The following is a 13,106-nucleotide window of genomic DNA, read 5'->3' as shown; positions in this document are numbered from 1 at the left end:
AATAATTACAGATATGACTTGGAAAGTAATTACTAAACCTAACAAAGCAAAAAAGTTAAATTTAGGACTTTACCGTATTTAGACTTGAGTATTGATAAAAATAATAAAAAAATGTTATCCTAAAGTATAAGATATAAAAATAAATATTTAAATATATCAACAAAAAAACTTTCAATATTGGATTATAATAAGAAGAGTTTAGGGGGGGGGGCTTATGATTAAAATAGCAATTTGTGAAGATGAAAAAGAAACACAGCTCTTAATAGAAGATTATCTTAATAATATATTAAAAAACATAAATATAGAATATGAGATACAAAAATATATCTCTGGAGAAGAGTTACTTGAATGTAACTTAAAAGACATAGATATATTACTTCTTGATATACAAATGGGGAGAATAAATGGAATGGATACTGCAAGAAAGATTAGAGAAGTAGATAATAAAATAGAAATAATATTTATAACTTCTTTAATAGATTATGTACAAGAAGGATACGAGGTAAGAGCTTATAGATATTTGCTAAAACCTATAGAATTAGAAGAATTAAAACAACATGTGCTAACTTGTATTAATGAGACTGAAAATAAAAATAATCATATTATAATAAAGAACAAGTCTAATACATACAAGATTTACTCAGATGAAATAAAGTATGTAGAAGTTCAAAAAAAGAATATGTTAATACACACAATCAATAAGAGTTTTGATGTGAGATATAGTCTAGAAAAAATAGAAAAAGACTTAAAACAAGATAAATTTGTAAGATGCCATAAAAGCTTTTTAGTTAATCTAAGTTATGTAGAAAATATAAAGTCAAATACTATAGTATTGGAATGTGGAGAAGAAATACCTGTTAGTAGATATAGACATAAAGAAGTTAAGGAGAAATTCTTAAGATTTATTGGTGATTCAATATGTTAAATTTGATGTCTAATTTTATATTAGCTTTATCAATACTTACACGTTTTATTATACTAAAAGGGATATTAACTTATAAAAAAGAAGGCAAAGAAAACGAACAAATTGTATTTTATATTTTATTGTTATTAATTTATACTATAGCTAGACTGTCTAATATATCTCAAATTAATGGTAATAATAGCAATTACCTAGTTGATGCCATAATATTTATTGCTTGGGTAGTATACTATAATTATTTTTATAAGATAGGATATGTTAAATATATAATTTTCTTTTGTTTATTTAATGTATATTACGACTTGATTAAAAAGTATTTATTAGATAGAATTTTATTTTTTGTAATTACAGGCAATGTTATATCATCCGAAAAAGCTCTTTTAGTATCTGATTTTGAAAATTTAAAAGTTGAGATATGTGTTAATCTGTTTATTTTATTTATCTATCTTGTATTTAGATTTTTTAATAATCGTTTACAATTACTTGATAGCGAAAAAAGAAACTATATATACTTATTATTTGCTTTAGTTGTTAATTCAATTAGTATAGTTGGAAATTATATATTTTACAAAATGCAGAGATTTGGAGTCTTATATTCAGAACAGTTTGTATTTTCTTTTCTTCTAACTCCAAAGTTAGTAGGAGCTAGTAGTATAGTTTTGATATTATTATTTAGACAAATAGTAAAAGAGAACAAATTAAAATCTCAAAATGAATTAATAAAAAACAAATTAGATATGCAATATTCTTATTACTTAAGTATTCAAGAATCTCATATGAAAGTTAAAAAACTTTATCATGATATAAATAACCATATTTGTACTATAGATAATCTTAAAAATAATAGTAAAGAAGTTAATGAATATGTAAATAATTTAAAAGATGAAATTAAAGACTTCAAATCAACTTATAATACAGGAAACATGATATTAGATATTATAATCAATGAAAAGAGTGAACTATGTAAAAAAAAGGGAATTAAATTTATTTGTGATATAAACTTTTCAAAAGTTAATTTTATAAAACCAATAGATGTATCCAGTATATTTGCTAATATTTTAGATAATGCAATAGAAGCGAGTGATAAAATACATGATGAAAATATTAATAAATATATTAGAATTAAAGGTACTATAAATAGACAATATTTTGTACTTAAATGTGAAAATAGTAAAGTTAATAGTATTAGGATTAATAAAAATAGATTATTAACAGACAAAATGGATAAATTTATACATGGAATAGGAATTCAAAGTATTAAATCATCTTTAGAAAAATATGATGGAGAAATATTATTTGAAGACCAAAAGGACAAATTTACACTAAACATATACATACCACTTAATCCAAATACTGACAGTTGGGTCGATTAACCTACTAGTTGGGGCATATATATTGATACTAAAAAATAAGGGTGTTATCTTTTTAATAACAAAAGACAATACCCTTATTTTTTATATTTAAGGAAACTGTACTAAATCAATATATATTATTATGAAAATATAGGGAAGGAGACGTGTTAACAACTTAAATTTGTTGACATATAAAAAAATGGTATTTAGTAGTTTGATGTTTTTATTTTTATTTTTACCGTGTACTTTAATATTTTATTATATATCAAATAAAAAAGTAAGAAATAGCATATTAGTATTAGTAAGTTTGTTTTTTTATGCATGGGGAGAACCAGTATACGTGTTTTTAATGTTATTTTCAACAGTTGTTGATTATATACATGGATTGAAAGTTGAAAGATTCATTGAGCTAGGAAAAAGGAAAAAAGCACTGAGGGTAGTTATATCTTCAGCAATTATAAATTTATTTGTATTATGTTTTTTCAAGTATAGCGACTTTTTAATTGAAAATATTAATATTATTTTTAATTTAGATATAGGATTATTGAATTTACCTTTACCGATAGGGATTTCATTTTATACTTTCCAAACAATGTCATATACTATAGATATTTACAGAGGAGATGCTAAGGCACAAAAGAGTATATTAGATTTTGGAGCTTATGTTACACTATTTCCACAATTAGTAGCAGGACCAATTGTTAGATACCAGACTATAGCTACACAAATAAATAAAAGAGAACATTCAATAGAAAAATTTGCAGATGGTGTAAATAGGTTTGTTTGTGGACTAGCTAAAAAAGTTATATTATCAAATCAATTATCTAGTATAGCAGATGGTGTGTTTTCAAGTGATTTGTCAAATATTTCAATACTAGAAGCATGGTTAGGTATAATTTGTTATACACTTCAAATATATTTTGATTTTGGTGGGTATAGTGATATGGCTATAGGGTTAGGTAAGATGTTTGGATTTGAGTTTCTCGAAAACTTTAATTATCCATATATATCACAAACAGTTTCAGAGTTTTGGAGAAGGTGGCATATTTCTTTAGGTAGCTGGTTTAGGGATTATGTATATATACCATTAGGTGGAAGTAGAGTATCAAAACTTAAGATGTATAGAAATTTATTTATAGTTTGGTTTTTAACTGGTATGTGGCATGGAGCTAGTTGGACATTTATAATATGGGGTCTATATTTTGGAGTATTTATAGCTTTAGAAAAAGCATTTTTAGAGAAAGTACTTTATAAAATTCCTAGAGTATTTAGACATATATATTTACTTTTAATTGTAGTTATAGGATGGGTATTCTTTAGAGCTGACAATATAACATATGCATTTGAGTTTTTAAAAGTTATGTTTAGAGTTAATTCTAATACTATAGTTAATAACGCGTTTAATGCTTACTTAATTGATTACTGGTACATTATACTTGGATCTATAATATTATCTACACCTATTATAAAAGTGTTAAAAAGATTAATTTTAAAAGTTAATAAAAAAGCCTTAAATAATGATATAGCATATTTAATGCATGGATTATCGCTAGGTATATATATGTTTATTGCTATAACAATGCTATGTAGTTCGAGTTACAACCCATTTTTATATTTTAGATTTTAGATTTAAAGGGGAAGTTTTATGAATAAAAAGAAAGCTAGGTATATAATAATACCATTTTTGAGTATAGTTTTTGGTTTTTTAATTCTTAATATTATAACTCCAGAGAAAAAGTATAGTATTGTAGAGAATAGAAATCTTGAAAAAAAGCCAGTATTAAAAGATATTAAAGAAGGTGAATTTACATCTAAGTTTGAAAGCTACTATAATGATCAATTTGTACTTAGGGATGAAATGATAAGTATAAATAAAAAATCTGAAGTTAAATTAAACAAAACAAAAGTTGGTAATTACTATTTAGTTGATAATAATTGGATTTTAGGAATGTTTTCAAAGCTTTTGAGTGAAAAGCAGTTAAATGATTACTCAAATGCAATTAATAAGTTATCTGAGATAAGTTTAAGTTTAGATAGAGATGTATACTTTACTATGATGCCTCACAAGACAAATATTTTAAAACATCTATATCCTAAATATGTAGATACTATAGAAAATATAGATATAAATAAAAATGAGTTTAGGAGAAGGTTAGAGTCTGATATAGTAACATATATTGACATGGATGAGTATATGTTAAATAATTTTAGCCAAGATGAACTAGAACGTTTATACTTTAAAACAGACCATCATTGGACAGGCATAGGAGCTTTTGAAAACTTTAAAATGATGGCTTCAAGAATAGATTTAGGGGTATCTCAGGATGAATTAAATAACCATTTTAATAGATACAAAATAACGACTGTAAAAAGTAAAAATTTTATAGGTAGTTATAATAGAAATTTAGATATGATAGTTAAAGAAGAAGAATATGCTAATTATGCTTATATAGATAATACAAAGTATACATATGAGATAAATGGTAAAAAGAAAAAAGAAGAAGATATTATTGCTACATCAAGAAATGACAAAGAATGGGATTATGGCGGGGCATATATTAGAGGAGCACAAACTAATATATTAAATATTAAAAATGAAGATGCACTAGTTGATAAAAAGATATTAATATTTAGGGATTCATATCAAGCTCCAACTACATGGTTATTTGCAGATTTATTTAGAGAAGTTGAAATAGCTGATCCAAGAAATATAGATAAAATAGACAAGACATATAAAGAAATAATAGAAGAAAGTAATTCAGATATAGTTATGTTTATGTATAATAGTTCTGGATTTGGTTCTATGATTAAAACTATGATAGATAAAGGAATAAAGTAAGGTAAAAGCCGTAAGTTTTATGTATATTCAACTTATGGCTTTTATTTTTTTGTTATGAGGGAAATATAACTTCATCAATATATTATCATGAGTTAAAGGAGACAGTGCTATGAAAAAGTATATACTAAAGTACATAGGTATAATATCTATATTAATTATAGTTAGCTTTGGAGTTTTTTCAAATCAACTCAAAAATAGTCTTATAGATGAAGCATCTGTATTCAATGAGAATTATGTAAATAAGTTGGACAAAGGTGAGAAAGATAGATTTATTGTAGGCAACTATTATTTGACTGGAAATAACTGGTTATTAGGTAAGTTTTCTAAAATTATACCGGACAATAAGATGAAGTTATATGCAAATGAAATAAATGATTTAAGTAAACTTGCTACATCACAAGGAAAAGATACTTATTTTGTATCAATGACTCATAAAACAAATATGTTAAAACATCTTTATCCTAGCTTTGTAGAAAATAAAAATAATATAGATTTAAATAAGGATTCATTAGCTTCAAAGTTAGATAAAAATTATATTTCATTTATAGATATAGATAGATATTTTTTATCTGATTTTTCAGAGAAAGAAAGAGAGAATTTTTATTTCAAAACAGACCACCATTGGAATGGAATAGGAGCATTTGAAGGCTTTGAATTTATAATTAATAATATGGACTTAGATTTATCAAGTAATGAAGTTAGTGAGTATATGAGTAAATATAAGGTTAAAGTTATCAAAGATAAAGAATTTATAGGTAGCTATAATAGAAAGTTAAACTTTATAGTTAAAGATAAAGAATTTGCAAACTATGTATATAAAAAGGGAAGTAAATTAGAGTATTTTATTACAGATGGAAGTAAGGGACATAAATTAGATGAAGAGAAAATAATGGCTACATTAAGAAATAAAAATAGTTGGGACTATGGTGGAGCATATATGAGAGGGACTAATTGTAATATATTAAAAATAAAGAATAGAAACTCACTGACTGACAAGAAAGTATTAATATTTAGAGATTCATATCAAGCACCAATGACATGGTTACTAGCTGATATATTTAAAGAAGTTCAAATAGTAGACCCTAGATACATTGAAAATATTGATATGACATATGAAGATATAATAACAAATATTAATTCAGATATAATCATGTTTATGTACAATAGTTTTGGGTTTGAAGGAATGATTAAAGAGATGATTAATAAGAAGATAGATTAAAAATACTGATAGTTGGGTCGATTAACCTACTATTTGGGGCATATATATTGATACTAAAAAATAAGGATGTTATCTTTTAACAGAAGGTAACGTCCTTATTTTTTTATTATAAGAATTAGTCACATACTAAAGAGCTATGGTAAATAATTAATAAATACGTGAGAAGTATAAATACAATGGAGGAAAGGTATATGAAAGTAAAAAAATCTATATTAGCTATGATATTAGCTACAAGTTTAAGTGTAGGTTTAATGGTAGGATGTACACATTCTGAGAATTCATCAAAAAGCTCAATTGAAACTAAAACTCAAGCAACTGAAGAAGATGAATCTATTAAGCTCTTTGAAGATTACTCAAAAAAAATTAACACTCGAGAAGGAGTGTATGAGGTTAAACAAGATTTATCTAAAAAAATCTCAAAAGCTATAATAGATAGTGGACTTAGGGTTGCCCACTCAAACCCAGATGGTAGTTTCGTGTTATCTCTAGGAGGTTTCGAAAATCTTCCTGATCAATATATTCAAAGTCTATATTACTCTATGTTCGAAAATGATAAAAAGGGTAAGGCTACACTAGATATTCTTTGGGTCAAAGAATATCCTGAAGATATGGAACTATCTGAAAATGATAAATATGTTAAAGCTATATACAACATATTTAAGTCATTAACTAACACTAAATTAACAGAGAAAGAGTTCTTTGATGCAGTTAAAAAAACATTTAATAAGAAAGAGGGTCTTGTAGAACTTCCTTATAAGGATGCTATACCGATTCAAGTTGTTCAAGTTAATAAATCTAAAAAATATATTAAAACTTTACAATTAAGATGTAATTATGACTTTGATATTTCAAAGTCTTAGTGTATCAGAAAACTTATCAACTTTTATTAAAATAAGGAGGTTTATATGAGAAAAAATATAGCTATTTTATTAGCACTAATTATAGGATTTACAGGATTTTTTGTATATGATAATTACTTTAAACCTTGGAATGAAGCTGAAAAACGTATTAATAAATATATGGTAGAACAGGGAGTTTCAAAAGATGATATAAGTAATATCACAAAAGAAAAAGCAAAGAAAGCAAGTTACAATGGTATCCTTTACAAGGTATCTTATAAAGATGATCCTCAATATGAATATCAATATTTTTATAGCGATGATTACTATTCTTTATATATAAATAAAGTTTTATTGCAAATATATGACTTAAGTAATGGTAATGAACTGACAGATGTTAAGGAACTTAAAAATGTAAAACATCCGCCAATTCACTTAGATAAATAAATTATAAAAAGGAGGAGATTTTATGGGAATATATTTTAAAATGTCACTAGCATATTTAAGAAAAAATAAAATGAGAACATTACTTTTAATATTAGGGGTTGCATTAGGTGTAGTCTTAATATTTGGAACTAGTGTTATAAAAGATTCTCAAAATAAAAATAATGTAGGAGTAATAAATAAACTTTATGGTGGATATCATGTAGAATTTAATGATTTAAATCCTGAAGGCGTTGAAAAATTAGAGAGTGAGAAGGATGTATCAAAAATTACTACAGTACAAAATTTAGGTAATATTATAGATAAACGAGGGAATTCTTTTCCACTAAAATCGGCAGATAAAGATTATATAACTGATAAGTCTTCTAAATTAATAAAAGGTAGACTTCCAAAGGATAATAATGAAATAGTAATGGGAAAAGAAGCATTAGAAGCTATGAATATAGCAGATAAATTAAACTCTACTCTAGATTTTACAGTAAAAAAGGAATATAAAGATAATGAAGGAAATAATAAAATTTATACTGTAGAGAAAAAATTTAAACTAGTAGGAGTTGTAGAAAAACCAAAGGGATTTTATGATTTTTATGATATTAATATACCTTTTGAAGCATTTACTTACAAAAATGATGGGAAAAATAACGTAATACCACAGGATGCAATTAGTTATAATAGTATATTAAGTCTAAAGGGTGGCTGGAAAAATATTGATGGACAAGCTAATAAAATTATGGCAAAACACAATTTAGGGGAAGTTAGTTATTTACCAAATATGCCTCTTGTACGACAATTAATGAATAAACAAATAGATAAGGATAATCCAGATACTTATAAAAGAGAGACTCTAATTATAATTACAGCAGCAATTTTTGTATTCAATATTTTTAATATTACATTAAATGAAACAATAAAGGAAATGGGATTACTTAGATTAATAGGTTCTAGTAAGAAAAATGTTAGAAGCATGATAATATACCAGGCATTGGTTATAATGGCTTTAGGTATAGCAGTAGGATTAATAATCGGTTGTATATCTTCGTATATAGCAGTTAATATATCTAATCCTTTTATATATCAAGAGGCAGTAATAAAGCCAAAATTATATATAAGTAATGCAAATATTATGAAAGCTATAATAACAGGTGCATTTTCTGTTTTTGCTTCTTGTATTATACCTATTTTCAAGGTAGGTAATATATCATCTATTGAAGCTACAAAGAAAAATGATAAGTTAAAAGGTTGTAGAGGAAGTTACAGAGTAGACAAACTTTTAAGTAAAATATTTGGATTTTCTGGATTTATGGGACTTAAAAACATTGGAAGGAATAAAAGTAGAGCCCTTATATCTATGATATCAATTGCACTAGGAGGATATGTATTTTTAACTACATTTTCAAGTATGCAAGATGAGGTAAATGATAAAATTGCGGATATGCAAAAAAGATATGATATAACAATACAATTTGGAGTAAATTCAGATATAGATAATGTAGAGTATTCAGAGAGTGATGTAAATAAGCTAAAAAATGTAGATGGTGTAAAAAGTGTAACTCCAATACAAATAGAAAGTGGATTATTAGATTATAAAAAGAATGAAATGGATAAAGATTTTGCAAAGAGCAAAGGAATCCAAGAAAAAGACAAAATGGAATATGAAATGAATCTAAAATTATTTGGACCAGATTATATAAAAGATACACTTAAAAACTTCTTACAAGAAGGGCATATATATGAGATTGGATCATTAGATGAAGGGGTGCCAAATGTAGCAGTATATAATTATTTTTACGATGAATCTGGGACAAATAAATTTAAAAAAGTTTTTCCTGATTTAAAGATAGGGGACATTATAACAATAAAAGTTCCAATTACAGAAAACACAAATACTGAATATAAAGAAAGCAAAGTAAGAGTATGTGCAATTTTAAAATCTGACTGGATGTCTAAGGGAGATGGAGATTTAAACCGTAATTTTGAGATTGTAACAGCTAATAGTCTTTCTAAACATATTGTTGGAGAGAGAAAATACAATAAATTAGGTATAAACTTAAAAAATTCATATGATAAAACTGTAAATAAAAAAGTAGAAGAAGTTTCTAATAGTATTCACTTATCTCAATTTGAAAGTAAGTTTAATTTTAATGAGATGCAAAAAAGTTTTGAAGTTGAGTATATTAAAACACAGTTATCAGTGATAATATTAGTTTTAATAATAGCAGGAATTAATATTTTCTGTACAATAAAAACAAATTTACTTATAAGAAAAAAAGAAATTTCAACATTTAGAGCAATAGGATTGAGTGTAAGAGATATGAAGAAAATGATTGCTTATGAAGCATTAACATATGCAATATTAAGTTTTATAATCGCTTTAGTTCCAGCAATGATAAACTTAATTAAATTTGTAAACTGGAATAATAATGCTTATAAAAACTATGGAATAGAGCATTTTATGCCTTTTACATTTCCAGTTAAAGAATCAATAATATTTTTTATTATATCAGTGACTGTATGTTTAATAGCAATAGCTACAAGTAGTAGAGACTTGAAAAAGATGAGTATTATTGAAGGAATAAAAGATAACGATTAATTACTTATATAAGTAATATTTATACATTAAGAAATTACATTGGGAGGTTAGTTTATGAAAACTTTAAAAACTATAGATTTAAGAAAAATATACGGCAAGGGTGACAGTGAAGTTAGAGCCATTGATAATATAAATTTAAAAATACAACCTCATAAATTTACAGCGATAATTGGAAAAAGTGGTTCTGGAAAGAGTACATTACTTCATTGTATGGCAGGGCTTGATAAACCAACTTCTGGCAAAGTATTTATGAATGATTTAGATTTATATACTTTAAATGACGATAAACTTTCTAAAATAAGAAGAGAAGAATTTGGTTTTATATTTCAAAGTTTTAACTTAATACCAGTTATAAATGTTTATGACAATATAATACTTCCTGTTTCAATTAGTGGTAAAAAAGTAGATAAAGAGCACGTAGAAGATTTAATAAGTAAATTAGGGCTTAAATCTCAAATAAAGAAATTCCCAAATGAATTATCAGGAGGACAGCAACAGAGAGTAGCAATTGCAAGAGCGCTTGCTAATAAACCATCAGTTATATTTGCAGATGAGCCCACTGGAAATTTAGATAGTAAAACGACTAAAGAAGTAATGGATATATTAAAATTTTGTGTTAATGAATATAAACAAACATTAGTTATGATAACTCACAACGATGAAATAGCTAAGAGTGCCGATAACATTATAACTATTAGTGATGGTAAAATTTTATCAAATTAGTGATATTTATTTAGATGTAGAGATGTGTTTTAAAATAAGAATGCCCTCCAAATTATGGAGGGTATTTTTATTTTGCAAGAATCTTATATTAGATTTTCTTTTAATATAAATCTTGAGGGGGAATATTCATACAAGACAACGCTTTCAATATAACCTGAAAAAGAAGAGAAATTTTCAGCAACAATTGGTAGTGCTTTTTGTATTATATCTGGCTCATCAAGAATCATTGTAGTATGGGCAACCCAATTAAAATTATCAGGATAGCTATGATTAAATGGTTCTTGTAAATTTAGTAGTTCATATGTAACAGATGGAGCTATAAAAAGCACTTTCATTCCAAATAATCCTATATTATCAAATGAAATAGGTATTTTTTTAGTACTTTTACAAATTTTTCTTATCTTATTTTTTAATTCAGATTCTTTATCAAGTTCAAATGACCCTAATGTAATATGATTTGGAAAATCAGAAGCTAGGTTTCCTGTAATACCAGCATCTAAAAGTGATTTTTTTATTTTATTTAATCTTATTTCAGTTTCTTCGTCATATTGAGCCATAACATACAAACGTTTACATTCCATAAACTACCTCCTAAGTTAAACTAGGTTATTATATTATTATAATATATACCAATAAATAAATATATTAAAAGGCTAAAATAAAAACTATATTTTTCTATTTAAAATCATCCTTAAAATTTACTGGTTTATATGATTGTATATGCTCAGCACCAGCATAACTTAAAAATGATCCTATTACACTTTCTTCACTGTCAACCAATAAAGATAAGTAAATCATATCATCTTCAAATTTTGACCTTTCCTCTAATTCATAATCAAATGTCTTAAGTTCACCTTTAATCTTTTTAAAATTCTTAGGTGAATAGCCACCTTTAATACAAGCTTTTTTCATTAATTTAGAAACTTCAGCATCTCCATTCATTACATACTCTTTAGTTTCAACTTTTATAGAATAGTCTTGTTCCTTTGCTATTTTTTTAGCTTCTTCAGATACGCCATCAATTCCTTGATTATTTGCCGTATTAACTATTTCTATAGATTGACTGTCTATAGATTTGATACTTTTATACCCGAATATTAATAGTGATAAAAATAAAATGCAATATAATAAATAAATATATTTTTTCATTAAATACCCCCAAAAACTTCTTTTTTCTTTTATACTATATATTTTTTGTAAAAATATCAATAATTTAGAAATAATTTAGCTATTAAATGAATTTATAATTAAATGATTTTTATTGTTTAAATTGTATTAATATAACTAAAACTACAAAATATAGGTTCAGATAATATAACCGAAAGTGCGTTCTTCAAAACATTGACATTATATATTTTAGAGAACTTTCGAGAAAGTATGAAATTAGTGAAATGCAGCTTAATAAATATTGTTAAATCTTAGTTATAGATTTCAATTAACTATTAAAAACTGTAACTAAATTTTATTGGTTTATGACAATAAAAATAGTATTATATTAATTAAAGGATAACAAAAATTCAAAATTATTATAAATTGCGAGTATAAGACTTGATATAAAGAGAGGGTATAATGGATAAAATTAAGAAAAATAAAAATATATTTATAGTACTAACTGTAATTTGTTTTATAATAGGATACTTTAAAGTAAGAGATTATTACATTTTAAAAGACTGTTTTGTATTTTCTAAAGATAATATAGTGAGAGTGTTGAACTATGATAAAGATTTAAATTCTCATAACTACCATATATCAGAAGAAGATATTAATTATTTGAGTAAAGTATTATCTAATTCGAAATTAAAAAAGTCTAGTGCCAAAGAATCACCATTTCCGAGTATGGGTGGTATGCTAATATTTTTAGATGGGAATATTAGAGAGAATAAAGATGGTACTCAAATGGAGTATAAAAGAAGTATAGAGTTAATTAAAATAAATAGTGAGAAAGTGTACTTAATTTTACAAATAAATAAACTTAGAGATGATGATAGTTTCAATATGGATGGTGTTGCGCAGAAATTTTATACCATTAATTCTAAAGAACTAGTACAATTTATAGAAAAACTAAATAGTAATTAAATTTTAATTACTATTTAGTTTTAATTCACAATGTAAGTTAAATAACTATATCTTAGCATATACAAAATATTACAAAAACTAGGATATAGCTAACATTGCCCA

12 protein-coding genes are annotated in these 13,106 nt (G+C 25.1%); 10 read left to right on the top strand and 2 right to left on the bottom strand.

Features of this window, described 5'->3' with window-relative positions; all coding sequences use genetic code 11:
• Positions 1 to 214: 214 nt before the first annotated feature.
• From JNUCC81_RS10325 to JNUCC81_RS10285, 9 genes are all read left to right on the top strand, one after another.
• Positions 215 to 925, top strand: a complete 711-nt coding sequence (locus JNUCC81_RS10325; protein ID WP_454093388.1) for a LytR/AlgR family response regulator transcription factor — start codon at positions 215 to 217, stop codon at positions 923 to 925.
• On the top strand, positions 919 to 2,295 hold the full coding sequence (locus JNUCC81_RS10320; RefSeq protein WP_454093387.1) for a GHKL domain-containing protein: 1,377 nt from the start codon (positions 919 to 921) through the stop codon (positions 2,293 to 2,295). The genes JNUCC81_RS10325 and JNUCC81_RS10320 overlap by 7 nt, the downstream gene beginning before the upstream one ends.
• A 178-nt stretch (positions 2,296 to 2,473) precedes the next feature.
• Positions 2,474 to 3,901: an MBOAT family O-acyltransferase gene (locus JNUCC81_RS10315; RefSeq protein ID WP_454096392.1), complete on the top strand. Its 1,428-nt coding sequence runs from the start codon at positions 2,474 to 2,476 to the stop codon at positions 3,899 to 3,901.
• A gap of 18 nt (positions 3,902 to 3,919) precedes the next feature.
• The gene (locus JNUCC81_RS10310; protein ID WP_454093386.1) at positions 3,920 to 5,113 is read left to right on the top strand and encodes an alginate O-acetyltransferase AlgX-related protein; all 1,194 of its coding nucleotides are present in this window, start codon (positions 3,920 to 3,922) and stop codon (positions 5,111 to 5,113) included.
• 109 nt (positions 5,114 to 5,222) lie between these two features.
• Positions 5,223 to 6,332, top strand: coding sequence for a hypothetical protein (locus JNUCC81_RS10305; RefSeq protein WP_454093385.1), 1,110 nt, complete (start codon positions 5,223 to 5,225; stop codon positions 6,330 to 6,332).
• Between the two features lie 191 nt (positions 6,333 to 6,523).
• Positions 6,524 to 7,192 carry a hypothetical protein gene (locus JNUCC81_RS10300; protein ID WP_454093384.1) on the top strand — a complete coding sequence of 223 codons (669 nt, stop codon included), beginning with the start codon at positions 6,524 to 6,526 and terminating at the stop codon, positions 7,190 to 7,192.
• Positions 7,193 to 7,237: 45 nt separating this feature from the next.
• Entirely contained in the window at positions 7,238 to 7,618 is a 381-nt protein-coding gene (locus JNUCC81_RS10295; RefSeq protein WP_454093383.1) for a DUF3139 domain-containing protein, read from the top strand.
• Between the two features lie 22 nt (positions 7,619 to 7,640).
• Positions 7,641 to 10,205 carry an ABC transporter permease gene (locus tag JNUCC81_RS10290; RefSeq protein ID WP_454093382.1) on the top strand — a complete coding sequence of 855 codons (2,565 nt, stop codon included), beginning with the start codon at positions 7,641 to 7,643 and terminating at the stop codon, positions 10,203 to 10,205.
• Between the two features lie 54 nt (positions 10,206 to 10,259).
• Complete coding sequence (locus JNUCC81_RS10285) at positions 10,260 to 10,928, top strand: ABC transporter ATP-binding protein (RefSeq protein WP_208333468.1); 669 nt, start codon at positions 10,260 to 10,262, stop codon at positions 10,926 to 10,928.
• Positions 10,929 to 11,011: 83 nt separating this feature from the next.
• On the opposite strand, the gene JNUCC81_RS10280 is transcribed toward JNUCC81_RS10285, so the two are convergent.
• Together JNUCC81_RS10280 and JNUCC81_RS10275 are read right to left on the bottom strand one after the other, a co-directional pair.
• Positions 11,012 to 11,509, bottom strand: a complete 498-nt coding sequence (locus tag JNUCC81_RS10280; RefSeq protein WP_208333467.1) for a 2'-5' RNA ligase family protein — start codon at positions 11,507 to 11,509, stop codon at positions 11,012 to 11,014.
• A gap of 94 nt (positions 11,510 to 11,603) precedes the next feature.
• Complete coding sequence (locus JNUCC81_RS10275; protein ID WP_454093381.1) at positions 11,604 to 12,077, bottom strand: hypothetical protein; 474 nt, start codon at positions 12,075 to 12,077, stop codon at positions 11,604 to 11,606.
• Between the two features lie 420 nt (positions 12,078 to 12,497).
• On the opposite strand from JNUCC81_RS10275, the gene JNUCC81_RS10270 reads away from it, so the two are divergent.
• Complete coding sequence (locus tag JNUCC81_RS10270; protein WP_454093380.1) at positions 12,498 to 13,004, top strand: hypothetical protein; 507 nt, start codon at positions 12,498 to 12,500, stop codon at positions 13,002 to 13,004.
• The last annotated feature ends 102 nt before the right edge of the window (positions 13,005 to 13,106 follow it).

It is taken from the genome of Faecalimicrobium sp. JNUCC 81 (genome assembly GCF_053667625.1).
This window is presented reverse-complemented; position numbering and strand designations above follow the sequence as displayed.

Excerpts from the sequence above, each read along its gene's own strand:
- JNUCC81_RS10270 (WP_454093380.1), top strand. The coding sequence starts at position 12,498 with ATGGATAAAATTAAGAAAAATAAAAATATATTTATAGTACTAACTGTA.
- JNUCC81_RS10300 (WP_454093384.1), top strand. The coding sequence starts at position 6,524 with ATGAAAGTAAAAAAATCTATATTAGCTATGATATTAGCTACAAGTTTA.
- JNUCC81_RS10305 (WP_454093385.1), top strand. The coding sequence starts at position 5,223 with ATGAAAAAGTATATACTAAAGTACATAGGTATAATATCTATATTAATT.
- JNUCC81_RS10320 (WP_454093387.1), top strand. The coding sequence starts at position 919 with ATGTTAAATTTGATGTCTAATTTTATATTAGCTTTATCAATACTTACA.
- JNUCC81_RS10310 (WP_454093386.1), top strand. The coding sequence starts at position 3,920 with ATGAATAAAAAGAAAGCTAGGTATATAATAATACCATTTTTGAGTATA.
- JNUCC81_RS10285 (WP_208333468.1), top strand. The coding sequence starts at position 10,260 with ATGAAAACTTTAAAAACTATAGATTTAAGAAAAATATACGGCAAGGGT.
- JNUCC81_RS10280 (WP_208333467.1), bottom strand. The coding sequence starts at position 11,509 with ATGGAATGTAAACGTTTGTATGTTATGGCTCAATATGACGAAGAAACT.
- JNUCC81_RS10325 (WP_454093388.1), top strand. The coding sequence starts at position 215 with ATGATTAAAATAGCAATTTGTGAAGATGAAAAAGAAACACAGCTCTTA.
- JNUCC81_RS10275 (WP_454093381.1), bottom strand. The coding sequence starts at position 12,077 with ATGAAAAAATATATTTATTTATTATATTGCATTTTATTTTTATCACTA.
- JNUCC81_RS10315 (WP_454096392.1), top strand. The coding sequence starts at position 2,474 with ATGGTATTTAGTAGTTTGATGTTTTTATTTTTATTTTTACCGTGTACT.
- JNUCC81_RS10295 (WP_454093383.1), top strand. The coding sequence starts at position 7,238 with ATGAGAAAAAATATAGCTATTTTATTAGCACTAATTATAGGATTTACA.
- JNUCC81_RS10290 (WP_454093382.1), top strand. The coding sequence starts at position 7,641 with ATGGGAATATATTTTAAAATGTCACTAGCATATTTAAGAAAAAATAAA.